Annotated in this window: 18 protein-coding genes; 13 read left to right on the forward strand and 5 right to left on the reverse strand. The window is 71.8% G+C overall.

What is annotated here, in order from left to right:
• Positions 1-5 precede the first annotated feature (5 nt).
• A complete protein-coding gene (locus tag BM342_RS16790; RefSeq protein ID WP_092968166.1) occupies positions 6-1,199 on the reverse strand; it encodes an ROK family transcriptional regulator in 1,194 nt (397 codons plus the stop codon).
• A gap of 30 nt (positions 1,200-1,229) precedes the next feature.
• On the reverse strand, positions 1,230-1,877 hold the full coding sequence (locus BM342_RS16795; RefSeq protein WP_092968168.1) for a hypothetical protein: 648 nt from the start codon (positions 1,875-1,877) through the stop codon (positions 1,230-1,232).
• Positions 1,878-1,914: 37 nt separating this feature from the next.
• On the opposite strand from BM342_RS16795, the gene BM342_RS16800 reads away from it, so the two are divergent.
• From BM342_RS16800 to prfA, 8 genes are all read left to right on the forward strand, one after another.
• Positions 1,915-3,588 carry an arginine--tRNA ligase gene (locus BM342_RS16800; RefSeq protein WP_092968170.1) on the forward strand — a complete coding sequence of 558 codons (1,674 nt, stop codon included), beginning with the start codon at positions 1,915-1,917 and terminating at the stop codon, positions 3,586-3,588.
• Between the two features lie 55 nt (positions 3,589-3,643).
• Complete coding sequence (locus BM342_RS16805; protein ID WP_177232232.1) at positions 3,644-4,696, forward strand: LmeA family phospholipid-binding protein; 1,053 nt, start codon at positions 3,644-3,646, stop codon at positions 4,694-4,696.
• A 155-nt stretch (positions 4,697-4,851) separates the two neighbouring features.
• A complete protein-coding gene (lysA, locus tag BM342_RS16810) occupies positions 4,852-6,288 on the forward strand; it encodes a diaminopimelate decarboxylase (protein ID WP_092968174.1) in 1,437 nt (478 codons plus the stop codon).
• A complete protein-coding gene (locus tag BM342_RS16815) occupies positions 6,285-7,595 on the forward strand; it encodes a homoserine dehydrogenase (RefSeq protein WP_092968176.1) in 1,311 nt (436 codons plus the stop codon). The genes lysA and BM342_RS16815 overlap by 4 nt, the downstream gene beginning before the upstream one ends.
• Complete coding sequence (gene thrC / locus BM342_RS16820) at positions 7,592-8,692, forward strand: threonine synthase (RefSeq protein WP_255368883.1); 1,101 nt, start codon at positions 7,592-7,594, stop codon at positions 8,690-8,692. The genes BM342_RS16815 and thrC overlap by 4 nt, the downstream gene beginning before the upstream one ends.
• Positions 8,689-9,648, forward strand: a complete 960-nt coding sequence (gene thrB / locus BM342_RS16825; protein ID WP_092968178.1) for a homoserine kinase — start codon at positions 8,689-8,691, stop codon at positions 9,646-9,648. Before thrC ends, thrB begins: the two co-directional genes overlap by 4 nt.
• A 255-nt stretch (positions 9,649-9,903) precedes the next feature.
• Positions 9,904-12,048 carry a transcription termination factor Rho gene (rho, locus tag BM342_RS16830; protein WP_092968180.1) on the forward strand — a complete coding sequence of 715 codons (2,145 nt, stop codon included), beginning with the start codon at positions 9,904-9,906 and terminating at the stop codon, positions 12,046-12,048.
• Positions 12,049-12,055: 7 nt separating this feature from the next.
• On the forward strand, positions 12,056-13,132 hold the full coding sequence (gene prfA, locus BM342_RS16835) for a peptide chain release factor 1 (RefSeq protein ID WP_092968182.1): 1,077 nt from the start codon (positions 12,056-12,058) through the stop codon (positions 13,130-13,132).
• A 217-nt stretch (positions 13,133-13,349) separates the two neighbouring features.
• Here the strand turns inward: prfA and epsC are convergent, their stop codons facing one another.
• The gene (gene epsC, locus BM342_RS16840) at positions 13,350-13,928 is read right to left on the reverse strand and encodes a serine O-acetyltransferase EpsC (RefSeq protein WP_092968184.1); all 579 of its coding nucleotides are present in this window, start codon (positions 13,926-13,928) and stop codon (positions 13,350-13,352) included.
• Positions 13,929-13,932: 4 nt separating this feature from the next.
• A complete protein-coding gene (cysK, locus tag BM342_RS16845) occupies positions 13,933-14,868 on the reverse strand; it encodes a cysteine synthase A (protein ID WP_092968186.1) in 936 nt (311 codons plus the stop codon).
• Between the two features lie 96 nt (positions 14,869-14,964).
• On the opposite strand from cysK, the gene prmC reads away from it, so the two are divergent.
• Positions 14,965-15,849: a peptide chain release factor N(5)-glutamine methyltransferase gene (gene prmC / locus BM342_RS16850; RefSeq protein ID WP_369823187.1), complete on the forward strand. Its 885-nt coding sequence runs from the start codon at positions 14,965-14,967 to the stop codon at positions 15,847-15,849.
• Positions 15,850-15,915: 66 nt separating this feature from the next.
• Here prmC and BM342_RS16855 read toward each other — a convergent pair whose 3' ends face one another.
• On the reverse strand, positions 15,916-16,953 hold the full coding sequence (locus BM342_RS16855) for a TetR/AcrR family transcriptional regulator (protein ID WP_092968190.1): 1,038 nt from the start codon (positions 16,951-16,953) through the stop codon (positions 15,916-15,918).
• A 124-nt stretch (positions 16,954-17,077) separates the two neighbouring features.
• Between BM342_RS16855 and BM342_RS16860 the strand changes: the two genes are divergently transcribed.
• From BM342_RS16860 to BM342_RS16875, 4 genes are all read left to right on the forward strand, one after another.
• Complete coding sequence (locus BM342_RS16860) at positions 17,078-18,019, forward strand: ATP-binding cassette domain-containing protein (protein WP_092968192.1); 942 nt, start codon at positions 17,078-17,080, stop codon at positions 18,017-18,019.
• A 5-nt stretch (positions 18,020-18,024) separates the two neighbouring features.
• A complete protein-coding gene (locus tag BM342_RS16865; protein WP_092968782.1) occupies positions 18,025-18,861 on the forward strand; it encodes an ABC transporter permease in 837 nt (278 codons plus the stop codon).
• Between the two features lie 124 nt (positions 18,862-18,985).
• Positions 18,986-19,831, forward strand: a complete 846-nt coding sequence (locus BM342_RS16870) for an L-threonylcarbamoyladenylate synthase (RefSeq protein WP_092968194.1) — start codon at positions 18,986-18,988, stop codon at positions 19,829-19,831.
• Positions 19,828-21,180: an MraY family glycosyltransferase gene (locus BM342_RS16875; protein WP_092968196.1), complete on the forward strand. Its 1,353-nt coding sequence runs from the start codon at positions 19,828-19,830 to the stop codon at positions 21,178-21,180. Before BM342_RS16870 ends, BM342_RS16875 begins: the two co-directional genes overlap by 4 nt.
• Positions 21,181-21,190: the final 10 nt, after the last annotated feature.

A 21,190-nucleotide genomic window follows, 5' to 3' on the forward strand; every position in this document is an offset into this window, starting at 1 on the left:
GGTGCTCAGGCGCGGCCGAGCGCCGCGACCGAGTCGAGGAGTTCCTCGCGCACCCGGGTGCCGAGCAGGCTCCTCGCCCCGCGCAGCACTGCATCGCCCTCGACGCTCGTCGCACGCACCTCGGGGTACCAGCGGCTGATGCGACGGATGCCGCCGGCCACCGCCTGCGCGAACGCCTCGCCGCCGAGGTTGGCGGTCGGGCCCGCGAGCACGATCAGCCCGGGATCGAGCGTCGCGATGACGGGCAGCGCGATGTGCGCGACGCGTTCGGCGAGGTCGTCGAACACCGCGCGTCGCGCGTCGGCGGCGTCGGGGTCGGCGAGCGCCTCGCGTGCGGCGTGGAAGCCGTCGGCCTCGATGCCGTGCCGCTGGGCGAGCAGGGCGACCGCGCGGCCGCCCACGAGGTCCTGCACGGTTCGCGCGGCCGGGTCGAGCGCAGCCGCCTCGGCCGAGACGGGGAGGAACCCGATCTCGCCCGCCCCGCCGAACGAGCCGCGGTGCAGGTCGCCCGCGACGTCGAACGAAGCGCCGACGCCGTTGCCGAGCCAGAGCAGGGCGAACACGTCGCTGCCGACCGCGGCGCCGAACTCGCGCTCGGCCAGGGCCGCCAGGTTGACGTCGTTCTCGATGAGCACGGTGCGCCCGAGGTCGCCTTCGAGGATCGCGCGGAGCCCCCGCACGGGCCAGCCGGGGAGCGTCTCGCTGAACAGTTCGCCCGTGGCGCCCGGGTCGACGTAGCCGGGGATCCCGAGGCACACGGTGTGCACGGCGTCGGGCGAGGTGCCCGCAGCCTCGCTCGCGGCGTCGATGGCCCGGCGCACCTCCTCGACCGCGGAGCGCGCGGTGGGGTCGCGGGGGAGCGGCGTGCGCACCATCGGGCGCTCGCTGCCTGCGGCGTCGACGACGGTGGCCCGCAGCTCGAACGCGTCGAGGTCGAGCGCGACGCCGACGCGGCGGTCGGTGCGGGCCGCGTACACGACGGCGGCGCGACCGGCGGAGCCCGCGAGCAGCCCCTGCTCCTCGATGGCGCCGAGCTGCAGCAGGCGGCTCATCATCTGCGACGCCGTCGGCTTGGAGACGCCGACGAGCTCGCAGATGCGGTTGCGGGTGAGCGGCCCGTGGTCGAGCAGCACCGAGAGGCCGGCCCGATCGTTGACGGCGCCCAGCCAGGACGGGGTACCGGGCGTGTTGGCCGCCATGCGTCGCTCCTCTGCGGGTCGGGTGGTGCGTCAGCTCGTCGGCAGGTTCGAGATCACGGCCGCGACGAGCCCCTGCGCGTCGCCCGGTTCGAAGAACTCGGTCGAGTCGACCACGACCCAGTAGTCGCCGGTGAAGACCTGCACCTGTCCGTGGCTGCCGCTGTGCTCGAAGTAGCCGGAGACCTCGGGCGGGGTGCCGTAGGTGGGCACGGGGTTGCTGTTCGCTGCGGCGTCGTTCGCGTAGGCCATGAGCGCGTCGGCCGACGGGGTGGCCACCGCGATCTCGATGAGGTCGCCGCTCGTCTGGTTCAGGTATCCGCACGCGGTGCCCGCGGCATCCGTCGAAGCGGTCACGACCGTGGTCGCAGCGGGCTCGTAGTCGGGCGCCGCGCCGAAGTTCGGGTTGAACGCGTAGAGCTGGTCGGGCGTGACGAGCGCGTCGCAGGCGATCGCGAACGGCGTCGGCGGATCGGCGGTCTCGGTGGGGGTGGGCGCGGTCGAGGCGCCCGGCTCGGTCGGCGCGGGCGAGCCCGACGCGTTCGGACCGGTCGTCGACGTCGGGTCGGAGCCCGACGGACTGCACGCCGCGAGCAGGGCCACGGATGCCGCGACGAGCAGCGTCGCTCCGAGCGCGGAACGGAGTCGGCGGGCGGGGCGGAGCGTGGCAGGGCGAGGCATGGACAGACTGTACAACGCCGAACGGTAGGATTTGCGGGTGACTCCCGACGACCTCTCGCGTGCCCTGTTCGACCTCGTGACCGCCATGGTCGAGCGACGTCGGCAAGCCGGCGCCGAGGTCGAGCTCGCGCTCTCGCCCGAGCAGATCCTGCTCGAGCGCCCGAAGAACCGCGACCACGGCGACTGGGCGTCGAACATCGCGATGCGCCTCGCCAAGCCGCTCGGCTCGAACCCGCGCGAGATCGCGACCGAGCTCGCGGCGGGCCTCGCGGGCGTCGACGGGGTCACGAGCGCCGAGGTCGCCGGTCCCGGCTTCATCAACGTGCGCCTCGACGCCGCAGCCGCAGGCGCGCTCGCGAAGGCGATCGTCGACGCGGGCGCGGCGTACGGTCGCACCGAGAAGCTCGCCGGCGAGCGCATCAACCTCGAGTTCGTCTCGGCGAACCCCACCGGCCCGCTGCACATCGGCCACACCCGCTGGGCCGCGCTCGGCGATGCGATCTCGCGCGTGCTCCGCGCCGCGGGCGCCGACGTCGCGAACGAGTACTACATCAACGACGCCGGCAACCAGATGGACAACTTCGGGCTCTCGGTGCTCGCGGCCGCGAAGGGCGAGCCCACCCCCGAGGGCGGCTACCCGGGCAGCTACATCGCCGATCTCGCGACCCGGGTGCTCGAGCGCGAGCCGAACCTGCTCGCCCTGGCCGACGACATCGCGCTGCACACGGCGAAGGAGATCGCCTACGAGTTGCAGCTCGGCGAGATCCGCGAGTCGCTCGAGCGCTTCAACGTGCACTTCGACGTCTGGACCAGCGAGCGCCGCCTGCACGCGAAGAACGACGACGGCCTCTCCGACGTCGACACGGCCGTCGAGCGCCTGCGCGCGCAGGGCCACGTCTACGACGAGGACGACGCGGTCTGGGTGCGCACGACCGACTTCGGCGACGACAAGGACCGCGTGATCCGCCGCGGCAACGGCGTCTACACGTACTTCGCGGCCGACGCCGCCTACTACCTCGACAAGGGCGACCGCGGCTTCGGCCACAAGATCTACCTGCTCGGCGCCGACCACCACGGCTACGTGCACCGCCTCAAGGCGCTCGCGGGCGCCGCGGGCGACGACCCCGAGCGCGACATCGAGGTGCTCATCGGGCAGCTCGTGTCGATCAACGGCGCGAAGCTCTCCAAGCGCGCGGGCAACATCATCGAGCTCGACGACCTCCAGGCCTGGCTCGGCACCGATGCGCTGCGCTACACGCTCGCACGGTACCCGGCCGACTCGCCGCTCACGATCGACCCCGAGATCCTCACGCGCCGCACGAACGACAACCCCGTCTTCTACGTGCAGTACGCGCACGCCCGCACCTCCGCCGTCGACCGCAACGCGGCATCCGTCGGCGTCGACCGGTCGAGCTTCGCGCCCGAGCTGCTCGAGCACGAGACCGAGTCGGCGCTGCTGGGCGCGCTGCAGGAGTTCCCCCGCATCGTCGCGCAGGCTGCGGAGCTCCGCGAGCCGCACCGCGTCGCGCGCTACATCGAGGAGCTGGCGGGCCTGTACCACCGCTGGTACGACAACTGCCGTGTGCTTCCGCTCGGCGAGGAGCCGATCGGCGACCTCCATCGCACGCGCCTGTGGCTGAACGACGCCACCGGCCAGGTCATCCGCAACGGCCTCGACCTGCTGGGAGTCTCCGCGCCCGAGCGCATGTGACTCGGGTACGCTGCTCCGGCACGCACGGCCGGCCCCCACGAGCACGGAGGATCACGTGAGCACACCGCGCGACGGTCATGACGAGACGGATGCCGCGGGCGGCCGCGTGCCCGATGACGCCGCGGTCGCGGGCCAGGCGTCCGAAGCGCAGGCGCCCGAAGTACCGGCGCCAGAAGCGGATGCCGCACCCGACGAGCAGCTGCAGCCGACGGCGGTGCTCGAGCCCCTGTCGGCCGACCACCAGCCCACCGAGGTGATCCACGACGGCGCAGTCGCCGCCGCAGCGCCCGCCGCTGCGGTTCCCGCTGCCGTGGGCGCGGACGCGAGCGCGGGTGCGGGGTCGGCCGACGCCGCCGCGTCCGGGGCGACCCCGGAACGACGCCGAACGGGCCGAGGCTGGATCATCGCCGGCGCGATCGTGCTCGCCGTCGCGGCGCTCCTCGTGGTCGCCGACCTGGTCACGCGCTCGATCATCGAGCAGCGCATCGCCGCAGAGGCCGAGGCTGCATTCCCCGAGCAGGTCCAGGGCGACGTCGACGTCGAGATCGGCGGGTTCTCGGTGCTCGCCCAGCTGCTCACGGGTTCGATCGGGCAGATCACCGCCGACGCCCCCGACCTGCAGGTCGAGGGCAGTCCGATCGCCGTGCACCTCGTCGCGCACGGCGTGCCCGTGCAGCAGGACGGCACGGTCGACTTCGTCGAGGGCAGCGTGACCGCCGACGCGGCATCCCTCAACGCGCTCATCGACACGCCTGGCGTCGATGGCGAGATCACGCTCGGAGACGGCGTCGTCGGATACCAGGGCCAGATCCAACTGCTCGGCATCGAGGTCGACTACTCCGTGACGGCCGAGGCCGAGGCCGCGGGCACGTCGGTGCTGCTGACGCCCGTCGGCGTCGAGTTCGGCTCCGGCGACCGCACGCTGGCGCTCGACGACCTGCCTGGCCTGCTCCGCAATCCGCTCGACGTGTGCGTCGCGAAGTACCTGCCGCAGGGAGCCGAGGTCTCGGGCATCGAGATCACGCCCGACCGGGCCGTCGTCTCGTTCCAGGCGCGCGATCTGCCGCTCGGCGAAGAGGCGCTGCAGGTCACCGGCACGTGCGACTGAGGCCGACGTCACGCGATTCGGCCACTGCGTGAGCACTCGGTAGACTCGCCGGAGGCCGCTCCACAAGAGCGGTTCGCAGCAGGCTTCGCCGAATCGATCCGGGTTCGCTCGCCGCGAGCGAGGCTCACGATCCACCACGTCCCCGAAGGTTCCCCGTGGCAACGACCACCGCAGTCCCCGGATGGCTGCACGCGCCCGCCGATGCCAACGCGCTCGCCGAGCAGGTCTGGCCGATCGGCGCGCATCGCGACGACGCCGGCCGGCTCGTCGTCGGCGGCGTCGACGCCGAGACGCTCGCGGCGACCTACGGCACCCCGCTCTACGTGGTCGACGAGGCCGACGCCCGGGCCCGCGCCCGACGCCTGCTGGCCGCATTCGAGGCCGCCGCGGCATCCGTCGGCACCTCGGTCTCCGTCTACTACGCGGGCAAGGCGTTCCTCTCGAGCGAGATCGTGCGCTGGGTAACCGGCGAGGGCCTCTCGGTCGACGTGTGCAGCGGAGGCGAGCTCGCCGTCGCCCTCGCGGCCGGAGCCGATCCCGCCCGCATCGGCTTCCACGGCAACAACAAGTCGCCCGCCGAGATCGAGCGCGCGGTCGGCGCCGGCGTGGGCACGATCATCATCGACTCCGAGATCGAGATCGAGCGGGTCGCGGATGCCGCGGCGCGGGCCGGTCGCAGGCAGCGCGTGCGCCTTCGCGTGAACAGCGGCGTGCACGCCTCGACGCACGAGTTCCTCGCCACCGCCCATGAAGACCAGAAGTTCGGCGTCTCGCTCGATCGGGCGGTCGAACTCGGCACGCGCATCCGATCGCATGCATCGCTCGACTTCGTCGGCCTGCACTGCCACATCGGCTCGCAGATCTTCGACTCCGCCGGGTTCGCCGAGTCGGCCGAGCGGCTGCTCGCCGCGCACGCCGAGCTCGCTCGCGTCGCGCCGCTGCCCGAACTCAACCTCGGCGGCGGATTCGGCATCGCCTACACGTCCGTCGACGACCCCACGCCCATCGAGGCGATCTCGCAGCGCATCGCCGAGGCCGTCGCGAACGCCTGCCGCGCGCACGACGTGCCCGTGCCGAAGCTCGCCTTCGAGCCCGGTCGCTCGATCATCGGCCCCGCAGGCGTCACGCTCTACACGGTCGGCACCGTCAAGCCCGTGCCGATCGACGGCGGTTGGCGCCACTACGTGTCGGTCGACGGCGGCATGAGCGACAACGCGCGCACCGCGCTCTACGGCGCCGACTACACGGTGCGCCTCGCCGGCCGGGTCTCCGACGAGCCCGCGTCGCTCGTGCGCATCGCGGGCAAGCACTGCGAGTCCGGCGACATCGTCGTCGACGCCGACTACCTTCCGCACGATGTCGGACCCGGCGATCTCGTCGCCGTCGCGGCCACCGGCGCCTACTGCTGGTCGCTCGCGAACAACTACAACCACGTGCCGCGCCCGCCAGTGGTCGCGGTGCGCGACGGGGTCGCCCGCGTGATCGTGCACGGCGAGACGGTCGACGACCTGCTCGCCCGCGACGCCGGGCTCGCGTCGCGGCCCTCCGACCCGCATTCCGCACCGAACTCCACCGGAGGAACCACCGCATGATCGAGTACCGCTCCATCCGAGTCGGCCTCCTCGGAGCCGGCTCGGTCGGCTCGCAGGTCGCCCGTCTCCTCCTCGAGCACGGCGACGAGCTCGCGCAGCGCATCGGCGCGCGCATCGAGCTCGTCGGCATCGCGGTGCGCGACGTCGACGCGAAGCGCGACGTCGAGCTGCCCCGGGAGCTCCTGACCACCGATGCCGACGCGCTCATCCTCGGATCCGACATCGTCATCGAGCTCATGGGCGGCCTCGAGCCGGCGCGCACGCTCGTGCTGCAGGCGATCGCATCGGGTGCCGACGTGGTCACCGGCAACAAGGCCCTGCTCGCGACCCACGGCCCCGAGCTCTTCGCCGCAGCCGAGCAGGTCGGTGCGCAGCTCTCGTACGAGGCCGCCGTCGGCGGTGCGATCCCGATCCTGCGGCCGCTGCGCGAGAGCCTCGCCGGCGACCGCGTCGAGCGCATCCTCGGCATCGTGAACGGCACGACGAACTTCATCCTCGACCGCATGGACACCACGGGCGCCTCCCTCGAAGACGCCCTCGCGACCGCGACCGAGCTCGGCTACGCCGAGGCGGATCCCACGGCCGACATCGGCGGCTACGACGCCGCGCAGAAGGCGGCGATCCTCGCGAGCATCGCCTTCCACACCAACGTGCCCGTCGAGGCCGTGCACCGCGAGGGCATCACCGAGGTGAGCGCCGCCCAGGTCGACTCGGCACGTCGCGCGGGCTTCGTCGTGAAGCTCCTCGCCATCTGCGAGCGCCTCGTCGACGCCGAGACCGGCGAAGAGGGCGTCTCCGCCCGCGTGTACCCGGCGCTCGTGCCGCGCGAACACCCGCTCGCGTCGGTGCGCGGCGCGAACAACGCGGTCTTCGTCGAGGCATCCGCCGCCGGTCCGCTGATGTTCTACGGCGCAGGCGCCGGCGGAGTGCAGACCGCGTCGGCCGTGCTCGGCGACCTCGTGGCCATCGCCCGTCGTCACGTCATCGGCGGCCCCGGCATGGCCGAGTCCACGCACGCCGAGCTGCCGATGTTCGACATCGGCCGCATCACCACGCGCTATGCGATCACGCTCGAGGTCGTCGACGAGCCCGGCGTGCTCGAGCGCATCGCACGCGTCTTCAGCGAGCACGGCGTGTCCGTCGAGCAACTCCAGCAGACGGTGAGCGGAGGCTCCGAGCGGGCTACGCTGGTGATCGGGACGCACGAGGCGACGGAGTCCGCGCTCGCCGAGACCGTCACCTCCCTCGCCGAGAACCCCGTCGTCGCATCAGTCGCGTCCGTCCTCCGAGTCGAAGGAGCATTGTGAACACCCCCATCACCCCCAAGGCCGATTCGCGTCAATGGCGCGGCGTCATCCGCGAGTACGCCGATCGACTCGACGTCACCGAGGCCACGCCGGTCGTCACGCTCGGCGAGGGCGGCACGCCGCTCCTGCCCGCGCCGGCGCTCTCGCGCCGGACGGGCGCCGACGTGTGGGTCAAGTACGAGGGCATGAACCCGACCGGCTCCTTCAAGGACCGCGGCATGACCATGGCCGTCACGAAGGCCGTCGAGCGCGGCGCGAAGGTCGTCATCTGCGCCTCGACGGGCAACACGTCGGCGTCGGCCGCCGCCTACGCGACGCACGCGGGCATCAAGGCCGCCGTGCTCGTGCCCGAGGGCAAGATCGCGATGGGCAAGCTGAGCCAGGCCATCGCCCACAACGGCGAGCTGCTGCAGGTGCAGGGCAACTTCGACGACTGCCTCGACATCGCCCGCGACCTCGCGGCGAACTACCCGGTGCACCTCGTCAACTCGGTCAACAACGACCGCATCGAGGGGCAGAAGACGGCGGCCTTCGAGATCGTCGAGGCGCACGGCGACGCACCCGACTTCCACTTCATCCCAGTCGGCAACGCGGGCAACTACACCGCATACACGCGCGGCTACCGTGAAGACATCGCCGCGGGCAACGCCACGCGCATGCCCCGCATGTTCGGCTTCCAGGCTTCGGGCTCCGCGCCGATCGTGCGCGGCGAGCCCGTGAAGAACCCCGAGACGATCGCGAGCGCGATCCGCATCGGCAACCCCGCGTCGTGGGAGCTCGCCCTCGCGGCGCGCGACGAGACCGACGGCTACTTCGGTGCCATCGACGACGACAAGATCCTCGAGGCGCAGCGCATCCTCTCGGCCGAGGTCGGCATCTTCGTCGAGCCCGCGTCGGCCATCTCGGTCGCCGGCCTGCTCGAGCGCTCGGCCGCCGGGGTCATCCCCGCAGGCGCGCGCGTCGTGCTCACGGTCACGGGCCACGGCCTGAAGGACCCCCAGTGGGCGCTGCGCACGGCCGACGGCTCCGACGTGCAGCCCACGATCGTGCCCGTCGACACGGCACAGATCGCCGCGGTGCTCGGACTCACCTCATGAGCATGTCGACCGCACAGGCCACGACCGACCCGGTCGACCTCGTCGGACGTCGTGTCCACGTCAAGGTGCCCGCCACGAGCGCGAACCTGGGCCCCGGCTTCGACACCCTCGGGCTCGCGCTCGCGCGCTACGACGAGCTCGACGTCGAGGCGATCGACGCCGCGGCCCACGAGATCGAGGTCCACGGCGTCGGCGAGGGCGAGGTGCCGCTCGACGAGACGCACCTCGTGGTGCGCGCCATCGCGCACACGTTCGCCCGCGCGGGCGTCGAACTGCCGTCCATCCGGCTCGTGGCGAACAACAGCATCCCGCACGGCCGTGGACTCGGCTCGTCGGGTGCGGCGATCGTCGCAGGCGTGGTCGCGGCATCCGGACTCCTGCAGGGCGTCGTCGACTTCAGCGCCGACGACCTCCTCGAGATCGCGACGGAGCTCGAGGGGCACCCCGACAACGTCGCGCCGGCCCTCTTCGGCGGGCTCACGATCGCGTGGGTCACCCCCGAGGGCCCGCGGCACAAGAAGCTCATCGTGCACCGCGGCGTCTCGCCGCTCGTGCTCGTGCCCGAGCACGAGATGTCGACCGCGCTCGCTCGGTCGCTGCAGCCCGAGTCGGTCCCGCACGAAGACGCCGTGTTCAACGTGTCGCGTTCGGCGCTGCTCATCGCGGCCCTGATCCAGAGCCCCGAGCTGCTGCTCCAGGCGACCGAAGACAAGCTGCACCAGAACTACCGTGCGCAGGCGATGCCCGAGACCGACCGGCTGATCCGCGAGCTGCGTGCGGCGGGCCACCCGGCGGTGGTCTCCGGCGCCGGACCGTCGATCCTCGTGCTCGCGAGCGATCCGAGCGCACGGCTCGAGGCCATCAGGCTCGTCGAGGGCGCTGCCGAGACCGCATGGCAGCCGCTGCCGCTCGCGGTCGACTTCCTCGGCGCGACGGTCACGCCCGCGGCGGACTGACCGCGGGGAGCCGGCTCTCCGTTTCACTTCTCCACAGGCGCGTCCCGAGTCGGAGCAGCGCTCGTCGGGTGATAGCATTGACTCGCACCCGACGAGCGACGCACCGTTTGCGTTCAACGTCGCATCGTGCAATTCCCGCAATCCCATTGCTTTCGCACTCGCGCACGTCTGCGCTTCGCGCATGACCGCTGACGCGCCGGCGACCAGCTCTCCTGGGTCGGCAGCTCTTGCCACCAGGGGAAAGGAACATACCCAGTGACCAACGCACCCGACCACGCCGAACAGAGCGCGGCCAACCGCACCCGCCTTTCCGCCCTGAAGGTCGCCGAGCTCCAGGAGCTCGCCTCCTCGCTCGGCATCTCCGGCGCCTCCAAGCGCCGCAAGGGCGACCTCGTCGACCTCATCGTCGAGCACCAGGCGAGCGAGACCTCGCCCGAGGCCGACGCTCCGGCCGCGCCCGAGGCGCCCGCCGAGCAGGCCCCGGCAGCCGCCGAGCAGGCTCCGGCAGCCGCCGAGCAGGCTCCGGCAGCCGAGCAGGCCCCGGCCGAGGCGCCCGCCGAGACCGTCGTCGAGGCGGCTCCCACGGAGGCGCCCGCGGCCTCCGCCCGCACGCGCCAGGGCCGTCAGCCCCGTCGTGCGACCAGCGCGACCACCGCTGCCGCCCAGCACGCGAACGCCGGCGCCTCGGGCGTCGAGCTCGTGCCCGCGGCATCCGTCGCCGACACCGACGAGGCTCGCGAGGCCGCCCGCGCTGCCGTGCGCGAGGAACTCGCCGCGGCGACCGGTGAGGCCGGTCGTACCACGCAGGCCGACGGCGAGGCCGAGCAGCCCGCCGAGCAGCCCCGCCAGGGCCGCAGCCGCAACCGCGGACGCCGCGGAGGCGAGCGCGACCGCGCCGAGCGCGCGACCGGCGACGAGCAGAAGGACGCCGACACCCAGGGCCGTCCGAACGGCAACGGCCAGCAGGGCGGCAACGCCGGCAAGGCCGACGCGCGCAAGGGCGACGAGCAGCAGCAGGGCGGCCGACAGCAGCGCGAACGCCAGGGCGCAGACGCCGACGCCAAGCAGGGCGAGAACCGCCAGCAGCAGGGTCAGCAGAACCGCGGCGGCGGCGCCGTCGACCCGCTCGACGCCGACGGCGGCCGTCGCAACCGCTACCGCGACCGCAAGCGTCGCGGCCAGGCCGGCGGCGACGAGCTCGAGCCCGAGATCAACGACGACGACGTGCTCGTGCCCATCGCGGGCATCCTCGACGTGCTCGACAACTACGCGTTCGTGCGCACCACCGGCTACCTGCCCGGCCCGAGCGACGTCTACGTCTCGCTCGGACAGGTCAAGAAGTACAACCTGCGCAAGGGCGACGCGGTCGTCGGCTCCATCAAGCAGCCGCGCGACGGCGAGTCCAACAGCCGCCAGAAGTACAACGCCCTCGTCAAGGTCGACTCGGTCAACGGCCAGACGATCGAGGAGTCGGGCGCGCGCGTCGAGTTCCAGAAGCTGACGCCGCTGTACCCGCAGGAGCGCCTGCGCCTCGAGACCGAGCCCACCAAGCTCACGCAGCGCATCATCGACCTCGTCGCCCCGATCGGCAAGGGCCAGCGCGGCCTCATCGTCGCGCCCCCGAAGGCGGGAAAGACGATCGTGCTGCAGCAGATCGCGAACGCCATCTCGATCAACAACCCGGAGGTCCACCTCATGGTCGTGCTCGTCGACGAGCGCCCCGAAGAGGTCACCGACATGCAGCGCACGGTGAAGGGCGAGGTCATCGCCTCGACCTTCGACCGTCCGGCCGAAGACCACACGACGGTCGCCGAGCTCGCCATCGAGCGTGCGAAGCGCCTCGTCGAGCTCGGCCACGACGTCGTCGTGCTGCTCGACTCGATCACGCGCCTCGGCCGTGCCTACAACCTGGCCGCTCCCACCTCGGGCCGCATCCTGTCGGGCGGTGTCGACGCCTCGGCCCTGTACCCGCCGAAGCGCTTCTTCGGCGCCGCGCGCAACATCGAGAACGGCGGATCGCTCACGATCCTCGCGACCGCTCTCGTCGAGACCGGCTCCAAGATGGACGATGTCATCTTCGAGGAGTTCAAGGGCACCGGCAACAGCGAGCTGCGCCTGAGCCGTCAGCTCGCCGACAAGCGCATCTTCCCGGCGGTCGACGTCAACGCGTCGTCCACGCGCCGCGAGGAGATGCTGCTGAGCCCCGACGAGGTCAAGATCACCTGGAAGCTGCGTCGCGCCCTCGCGGGCCTCGACCAGCAGCCGGCGCTCGAGGCCGTGCTGGGTCGCCTGAAGGAGACCCAGTCCAACGTCGAGTTCCTCATGCTCATGCAGAAGTCGATGCCGGTCGGGGCCAACGGCCACGGCGCGTCGCACGCGAACGAGCACGACCACCGCTGAGGCATCCGTGTTCGAATCCGTCAAGGGCATGCTCGTCGAGCACGGCGAGCTCCAGGAGGCGCTCGCCGACCCGGCGCTGCATGCCGACGCCGCGCGCGCGAAGAAGGTGAACCGGCGCTACGCCGAGCTCAGCCGCATCGTCGCCGCGAACACGGCCTGGCATCAGGCGCAGGAAGACCTGGCGGCCGCACGCGAACTCGCGAAAGAGGACGACGCGTTCGCCGAAGAGGTGCCCGCGCTCGAAGCCGAGCTCGCGCAGGCTCAGGAGAAGCTCCGGCGACTCCTGATCCCGCGCGACCCAGACGACGGCCGCGACGTCATCATGGAGATCAAGGGCGGTGAGGGCGGCGCCGAGAGCGCCCTCTTCGCCGGCGACCTGCTGCGCATGTACATGCAGTACGCGCAGTCGAAGGGCTGGAAGGTCGAGCTCCTCGACCAGAACGAGTCCGACCTCGGCGGCTACAAGGACGTGCAGGTCGCGATCAAGTCGAATGCGACCGATCCCTCCCAGGGCGTCTGGGCGCACCTGAAGTACGAGGGCGGCGTGCACCGCGTGCAGCGCGTGCCCGTCACCGAGACGCAGGGCCGCATCCACACGTCGACCACGGGCGTGCTCGTCTTCCCCGAGGTCGACGAGCCCGAGGAGGTCGAGATCAACCAGAACGACCTCAAGATCGACGTGTACCGCTCGTCGGGCCCCGGCGGCCAGTCGGTGAACACGACCGACTCGGCCGTGCGCATCACCCACCTGCCCACCGGCATCGTGGTGTCGATGCAGAACGAGAAGTCGCAGCTGCAGAACCGAGAGGCGGCGATGCGCGTGCTTCGCGCCCGCATCCTCGCGCGCCAGCAGGAGGAGCTCGACGCTGCGGCATCCGATGCGCGCAAGTCGCAGATCCGCTCGATGGATCGCTCCGAGCGCATCCGCACCTACAACTTCCCCGAGAACCGCATCGCCGACCACCGCACCGGCTACAAGGCGTACAACCTCGACCAGGTCATGAACGGCGCGCTCGAGCCGATCATCGAGTCGGCCATCCAGGCCGACGAAGAGGCGCAGCTCGCGGGCCTCGGCGACGACTGAGGCACGACACGAAGCACCCCTCGCCGCAGCAGCGGTGAACGACGAAGGGGCGGATGCCGGCGGCATCCGCCCCTTCGTCATATCTGCCGTTCGAGCGCGAACGGATCGCACCGCCCGCCTTGCGCACGCGGAGGAGATTCGCGCCGGCGGAGGACGGATCCTGCGAGCGCGACCTCCTGTCGCGCGATGCTCCTCCGCCGGGATGGCCCGGGCGCGCTCAGATGTGCCAGTCGTGCACGCCGCGCGACGAGTCGGCCGCGGCGGCGCTCAGCGGGCGCGGCACGGCGGGAACGCCGACGAGCAGCGAGTGCGGGGGAGCGCTGCGCGTGACGACCGCGTTGGCGCCGACCGCGCTCCACTCGCCGATCGTGATGTCGCCGAGCACCTTGGCGCCCGCCCCGACCGTGACGCCGTCGCCGAGCGTCGGATGCCGCTTCGTGCCCGGCGCGGTGTGACGGGGCGCCTTGCCGCCGAGCGTGACGCCGTGGTACAGCATGCAGTCGTCGCCGATGATCGCGGTCTCGCCGATCACGACGCCCATGCCGTGGTCGATGAAGAAGCGTCGGCCGATGGTCGCGCCGGGGTGGATCTCGATGCCGGTGAGAAAGCGCGTGAGCTGCGAGATCACCCGGGCCGGGAACCGGAATCCGGCGACCCAGAGCCGGTTGGTCAGTCGTGAGGCCCACACCGCGTGCAGGCCCGAGTACACGAAGAAGACCTCGAGATCGCTGCGTGCGGCTGGGTCGTGCACACGAGCGGTCGCGAGGTCTTCTCTCAGTCGGGAGAAGATGCTCACCCGATCAGTCAAGCAGACCTTCGTACAGCACGGTCGACAGGTAGCGCTCACCGTAGCTCGCGAGGATCACGACGATGGTCTTGCCGGCGTTCTCGGGGCGCTTCGCGACCTGGATCGCGGCGTAGACGGTGGCGCCGGACGAGATGCCGCCGAGGATGCCCTCTTCGGTGCCGAGCAGGCGCGCGGTGGCGACGGCCTGGTCGATGTTGACGTCGAAGATCTCGTCGTAGACCTCGCGGTCGAGGATCTCGGGCACGAAGTTCGCGCCGATGCCCTGGATCTTGTGGGGTCCGGGGGCGCCGCCGTTCAGGATGGGGGACTCCTCGGGCTCGACGCCGATGACCTGCACCTCGGGCTTGCGATCCTTGAGCACCTGGCCGACGCCCGAGATGGTGCCGCCCGTGCCGATGCCGGAGATGAAGATGTCGACGCCGCCGTCGGTGTCGGCCCAGATCTCCTCGGCGGTCGTTCGACGGTGGATCTCGACGTTGGCCTGGTTCGCGAACTGCTTGGCGAGCACCGCGCCGGGGGTCTCGGCGGCGATCTGCTCGGCGCGTGCGACGGCGCCCTTCATGCCCTCGGAGCCGGGCGTGAGCACGAGCTGCGCGCCGTAGGCCTTGAGGAGCGCCTTGCGCTCGGCCGACATGGTCTCGGGCATCGCGAGGATGACCTTGTAGCCGCGCGCCGCGCCGACCATGGCGAGGGCGATGCCGGTGTTTCCGCTGGTGCCCTCGACGATGGTGCCGCCGGCGGCGAGCTCGCCCGACGCCTCCGCGGCGTCGACGATGGCGATGCCGAGGCGGTCCTTGACGCTCGCGGAGGGGTTGTAGAACTCGAGCTTGCCGAGCACGGTGGCGCCTGCACCCTCGGTGACGCGGTTCAGGCGCACGAGCGGGGTGCGACCGAAGGCCTCGGTGATGTTGTCGAAGATCTGGGCCATGGGTGGGCTTCCTCTCGGGTGTGGGTGCGTCGGCGGACGCCGTCGCCAAGCCTAGGGCGGGGGTTCTCCGGGGTCACGTGCATTACATTCCATTTCATGGATGAACGGATGCCGCAGCCCGCCGAGGACCGTTCGGCCCGGGGCGTTCGCGAGGCGGTCGTCGCCCGACTGCAGGCGGCGGGCGTGCCCGACGCCGAGGTCGACGCCGAGCTGCTGATGGGGCACGTGCTCGGGCTCTCGCGAGGCGGCGTGCAGGCGCGCCTCATCATGGGCGGCGAACTGGGCGAGGCGGATGCCGCGGAGCTGGCCGCGCTCGTCGAGCGCCGCGCCGCGCGGGAGCCGTTGCAGCACATCACGGGGCGGGCGCCGTTCCGGCTGCTCGACCTGCTCGTGGGTCCGGGCGTGCTCGTGCCCCGTCCCGAGACCGAGGTGGTCGCGCAGCTCGCGATCGACGCGCTGCGGGCGGTGCCGGCCGAGGCGCCGATCGCGGTGGATCTCGGCACGGGCAGCGGGGCGCTCGCGCTGGCGCTCGCGACCGAGGTGCCGCACGCACGCGTGCACGCGGTCGAACTCTCGCCCGAGGCGGCGGCCTGGGCGCGGCGCAACATCGACGAGGTCGGGGCCGATGTCGACCTGGTCGTGGGCGACCTCGCCGATGCACTGCCCGAGCTCGACGGCCGGGTCTCGGTGGTGGTGTCGAATCCGCCCTACGTTCCGGCGGCCGAGCTGCCGCACGACGTCGAGGTGCTCGTGCACGATCCCGAGGTCGCGCTCTACGGCGGCGACGACGGGCTCGACGTGATCCGGGCGCTGTCGGTGCGCGCGTTCGCTCTGCTGCACCCGGGCGGCACGCTCGTGTTCGAGCACTTCGAGACGCAGTCCGCGGCGATCGCGGAACTGCTGCGCGCCGACGGCTGGCGGGCGATCTCGCACCACCGCGACCTGACGGGGCGCGATCGGGCGACGACGGCGACGCGCTGACGCGGCGAATCGCTGACGCGGCGAAGCGCTGACGCGACGGTCGACGGCTGCGCGGCATCCGTCGGCTCAGCCTCGACGCTGGGCGCGCTCCTGCTCGCGGGCCTCTCGCTCGTGGGCACGCTCGGACCGCTCCCTCGCGCGCTTGACGGCCTCTCGTTCGCGCTTCTGCGCCTCGCGCAGCACCTTCTCGGCCTCGCGCACGCCCTTCTCGGCTTCGCGCCTGGCCTTCGCCGCCTCGCGCACCTCGGGATCGCGCGGGGGGTCGAGGGCGAGCATGGCCGAGTCGGCTGCCGCGGCATCCGCCCCATCGGGCCTGCCCTCGCCGCCGTGCCGCTCGACGTACGTCTCGATGCCGTCGAGGATGCGTGAGAGGCCGAACACGAAGTCGGGCGCGGAGTCGGGCGCCGGGTCGTCGGCACCGCTCGGCTCGGCGTACGAACCGGCCTGGAAGAGCGGCGCGAGGTCGGGGAACCGCTCGGGCGTGACGAGCTCCATGAGCGCGCTGAGCGACTGCTCGCCCGTCGCCTCCGCGATGGCGCCGGCGGCCGCCGCGGCCGCGATGTCCCGATCCTGGGCGCTCGTGGCGCGCGCGTAGCTCGTGCAGAGCAGCAACGTCGCCATCTTCTCGCCGTCATCGAGCGGCAGGTCCCGCACCTCCCGCAGGAACCAGTCGACGATCATGAGCGAGTTCGGCGTGAGCGGCGCGCCGGAGACGGGGATGTCGACGAGCCACGGATGCCGCTGGTAGCCGGCCCTGATGCCGAGCACCCATGCGGTGACGCCGTCGCGCCATCCGCGTTCGAGGCTCGCGTCGGGCACCGGCAGCTCGCTCGCGGCCTCCTGCATGAGCAGCACGAGGTCGTCCTTGCTCGTCACGTACCGGTACAGCGACATGGTCGTGAAGCCGAGCGTCGACGCGACCCGGCTCATCGAGACCGCGCCGAGGCCCTCCGAGTCGGCGATCTCGATGGCGACCTCGACGATGCGCTCGATCGAGAGCTCGCGTTTCGGCCCCCGCTGCGGGTGGGCTGCGACGCCCCACGCGAGCGCGATGCCGCGGGGGAGTTCGGGGTCTGGTCGCTGCTCGGGACCCGGTTCGGCCATGGACATCCGTTCGCTCGGTGTTGACGACAGTCTAGAACTGTGTATTACTAAAACAACCATGTATGCCATAAACAGTTTGCGTCGCACGCAGAACCGCGTCGCAGGCCAGACGATCGGAGACACCATGCCACTCGCCATCGACGCTCGCGGGCTCCGCAAGCGCTTCGGTCGCACCGAGGTGCTCGAAGGCCTCGACCTCGCCGTCCAGGCGGGCACGATCTTCGCCCTGCTCGGGCCCAACGGGGCAGGCAAGACCACGACCATCAACATCCTCACGACGCTCGTGCGACCCGACGAGGGCACCGCCTCGGTCGCCGGCCACGACGTGCGCTCGCGGCCAGACGAGGTACGCCGCCGCATCAGCCTCACCGGGCAGTCGGCCGCGGTCGACGAGGTGCTCACGGGCACCGAGAACCTCGTCATGCTCGGCCGGCTCTCGGGTCTGTCCGCACGGGGCGCGCGGGTCCGCGCGGCCGAGCTCCTCGAGCGTTTCGACCTCGCGGATGCCGCGGGCCGCCGCGTCGGCACCTACTCGGGCGGCATGCGGCGACGCCTCGACCTCGCGCTCAGCCTCGTCGTGCCGGTGCCGGTGATCTTCCTCGACGAGCCGACCACCGGACTCGACACGCGCAGCAGGCAGGAGTTGTGGTCCGTCATCCGATCGCTCGCCGACGACGGGGCCACCGTGTTCCTCACGACGCAGTACCTCGAGGAGGCCGACCGCCTCGCCGACCGTGTCGCCGTGATCGATCGCGGCCGGATCGCGGCGGAGGGCACCGCCGACGAGCTCAAGGCCAGGATCGGGGGAGAGGTCGTCGAACTGCGCGACGCCGCGGGCACCCTGCTGGCCGAGCTGCCCACCGACGGCACCGTGCACGGTCTCCGCGCCGCGGTCGAGCAGGTCGACCGCCTCCCGGCGTCGGCGGCGGCCGGGGCGACGGTCTCGATCAGGCGCCCCAGCCTCGACGACGTGTTCCTCGCCATCACCGGCCGCGACGCGGCATCCGCCATCGAGGACCCTGCCCAAGACGGCCGCCGCCGTACCGAACTCCAGGAAGTGAAGTGAGCACCATGACCACGACCGATCTCGGCACCCCGGGCCCGAGCGCCCCCGCCCTCGAGCCCACCCCGATCGCCGCGCGCCCGCGCATCGGAGCCCTCACCGCGGAGTCGGTGTTCATCGGCCGCAGCTTCCGGCACTCGGTGCGCGACGTCGAGTCGATGCTCATGGCCGTCATGCTCCCGGTGATGCTGATGCTGATGTTCACCTGGATCTTCGGCAACGCCATCGACCCGACCGGCGGCTACGTCGACTACGTCGTGCCGGGCATCATCCTGCTCTGCGCCGGCTTCGGAGCCTCGTCGACGGCCGTGTCCGTGTCGCGCGACATGACGACGGGCGTCATCGACCGGTTCCGCACGATGCCGATCCGCAGCGGGGCCGTGCTCACCGGCCATGTCGTCGCGAGCCTCGCCCGCAACCTCGTCGCGACGGCCGTCGTGATCTGCGTCGGCCTGCTCGTGGGCTTCAGCCCGACCGCCACGCCCGTCGAATGGGTCGGCGTGTTCGCCGTCGTCGCCCTGTACATCCTCGCGATCACGTCGCTGTTCGCCGCGATCGGCCTCGCGGCCGGCACGCCGGAGGCGGCGAGCGGCTACGGGTTCATCCTGCTGTTCCTGCCGTACGTCTCGAGCGCCTTCGTGCCCGTCTCCACGATGCCCGAGTGGCTGCAGCCCATCGCGGAGCACCAGCCGATCACCCCGGTCATCGAGACGATCCGCGCCCTGCTCACCGACGCGCCGATCGGAGACCAGGGATGGTGGGCGCTCGGCTGGTGCGTCGTGATCATCGTGGTCGCGATGGCCTGGGGCGCATGGCTGTTCGCGCGCAAGTCGGGTCGCCGCTGACCTCCGATCCCCAGGGCGATCGGAACGACGGATGCCGCGGGCCGGGCGCGGCTCGCGGCATCCGCAGCGCGTGGGCGGGGACGGCCCCGAGCCGCCCTGCCGGCTGGTCTAGAATCGAGCGGTCATGACTGCCATCTACGACTGTTCGGTCGAATCCCAGCTGCTCACCGGCCTCCGTCTCGCGCGCGGGGCGATCGGCCGAGGCCAGCTCGTCGTGATCCCGACCGACACGGTCTACGGCGTCGCCGCCGACGCGTTCGACCCGGCCGCGGTCACGCGACTGCTCGAGGCGAAGGGGCGCGAGCGCACGTCGCCGCCGCCGGTGCTGATCCCCGGCATCCCCACGCTCGACGCGCTCGCGAGCGAGGTGCCCGAGCCGGTGCGGCAGTTGGTCGGCGAGTTCTGGCCGGGCGGGCTCACCGTCATCCTGAACGCCCAGCCCTCCCTCACCTGGGATCTCGGCGAGACCCGCGGCACGGTCGCCCTGCGCATGCCCGACAGCCGCATCGCGCTCGAACTGCTCGCCGAGACCGGCCCGCTCGCGGTCTCCTCGGCGAACCTGAGCGGCCTGCCCGCAGCCACGACCGCCGCCGAGGCCGCCGACATGCTCGGCGAATCGGTCGCCGTCTACCTCGACGGGGGCTCGGCGGGCGCCGACTACGACGCGATCGGCGAGCGCCCCGGCGACACGAGCTCCACGATCATCGACGCGACCGGGCTCACGGGCGGCACCGGCACGATCCGCATCGTGCGCGCGGGCGTGATCTCGCGCGAGCGCATCGCCGCGGTCGTCGGCGACGAGCTGCTCGCGCCCGACGCGGTCGCTGCTCCGGCGCTCGCGGCTCCGGCGGTCGAGCCGGCCGAGGGCGGGCCGGCGGCCGCGCCGGCAGACGTCGCGTCGGCCGCATCCGCCGACGCCGACGTGCCGTCCGCGGCATCCGACGACTCCACGGGCGCCGCCGCCTCATGACCCTGTTCCTCGCGCTCGCGATCGTCGCCGCGCTCGTGACCCTCGTCGGGTCCTACGTCGTCTGGAAGCTGAGCCTGAAGTACCGGCTCTATCCCAAGATCCGCGAGCGCGACGTGCACACCCGCCCGACGCCGAGGCTCGGCGGCATCGCGATGTTCGTGGGCATCCTCGTGGCGTTCGGCGCGGCGTGGTTCGTCTCGAGCCTCGGTCCGACGCGGTTCGCGAACGTCGCGATCATCTTCCAGGACCCGACGCAGGTGCTCGCCATCCTCGGCGCGGCGCTGCTCATCGTGCTCATCGGCGTCGCCGATGACATCTGGGACCTCGACTGGACCACGAAGCTCGCCGGGCAGTTCATCGCCGCGGGCCTCATCGCCTGGCAGGGCGTGTCGATCGTCTCGCTGCCCATCGGCGGCATCCTGGTCGGCTCGTCGTGGATGTTCGCGACCCTGACGGTGTTCGTGATCGTGCTCGTGATGAACGCGGTCAACTTCATCGACGGCCTCGACGGCCTCGTCGCGGGCGTCTCGCTCATCGCCAACGGCGTGTTCTTCGTCTACACGTACCTGCTCGTGCAGCAGACCTCGCCGACGAACTACTTCAACCTCGCGTCGATGATCGCGATCATCCTGGTCGGCGCCTGCGCCGGATTCCTGCCGCTCAACTGGCGGCCGGCGAAGCTGTTCATGGGCGATGCGGGCGCGCTGCTCGTCGGCCTCCTCATGGCGACCTCGGCCATCGCGGTCACCGGACAGCTGAACCCCGCAGGCGTCGGCTTCAACCAGCTCTTCGCCGCCTTCATCCCGATCATCCTCCCCGTGATCGTGCTGCTCATCCCGCTGCTCGACTTCGGCCTCGCGGTCGTGAGGCGCCTCCGCGCGGGCAAGTCGCCGTTCGCGGCAGACCGCAAGCACCTCCACCACCGCCTGCTCGACATGGGCCATTCGCACCTGAACGCGGTGCTCATCTTCTACGGCTGGACCGCGGTCGCGTCGATCGGATGCCTCCTCACCTACGTGTTCCCGGTGTACTTCGGCATCAGCGCGCGCTGGGCCTTCCTGCTCCTCGGCGTCGGGTTCGTGGCGTGCGCGATCGTCACGCTCGCGCCGCTCGGCCGGCGCAAGCGCCTGACCGTCGCGGCCGAGGCCACGACGTACGCGCCGGTCGCACCGCACCTCGACGAGCTCGAGGGCGGCGCGGTGCAGGTCGCGGGCGCGGCGGATGCCGCGGCCGACCGTTCGAGCGACGAGGCCGTCGCCGACGAGCCGGCGACGGGCGAAGCCGAAGGCGAGGCGGCAGCCGGCGCGGGCGGCTCCGACGGCGGCCCGGCTCCGGCCCAGAACGCATAGGTAGAATCGG

Origin of the sequence: Agromyces sp. CF514, from assembly GCF_900113185.1 — a bacterium.
Lineage (GTDB): Bacteria > Actinomycetota > Actinomycetes > Actinomycetales > Microbacteriaceae > Agromyces.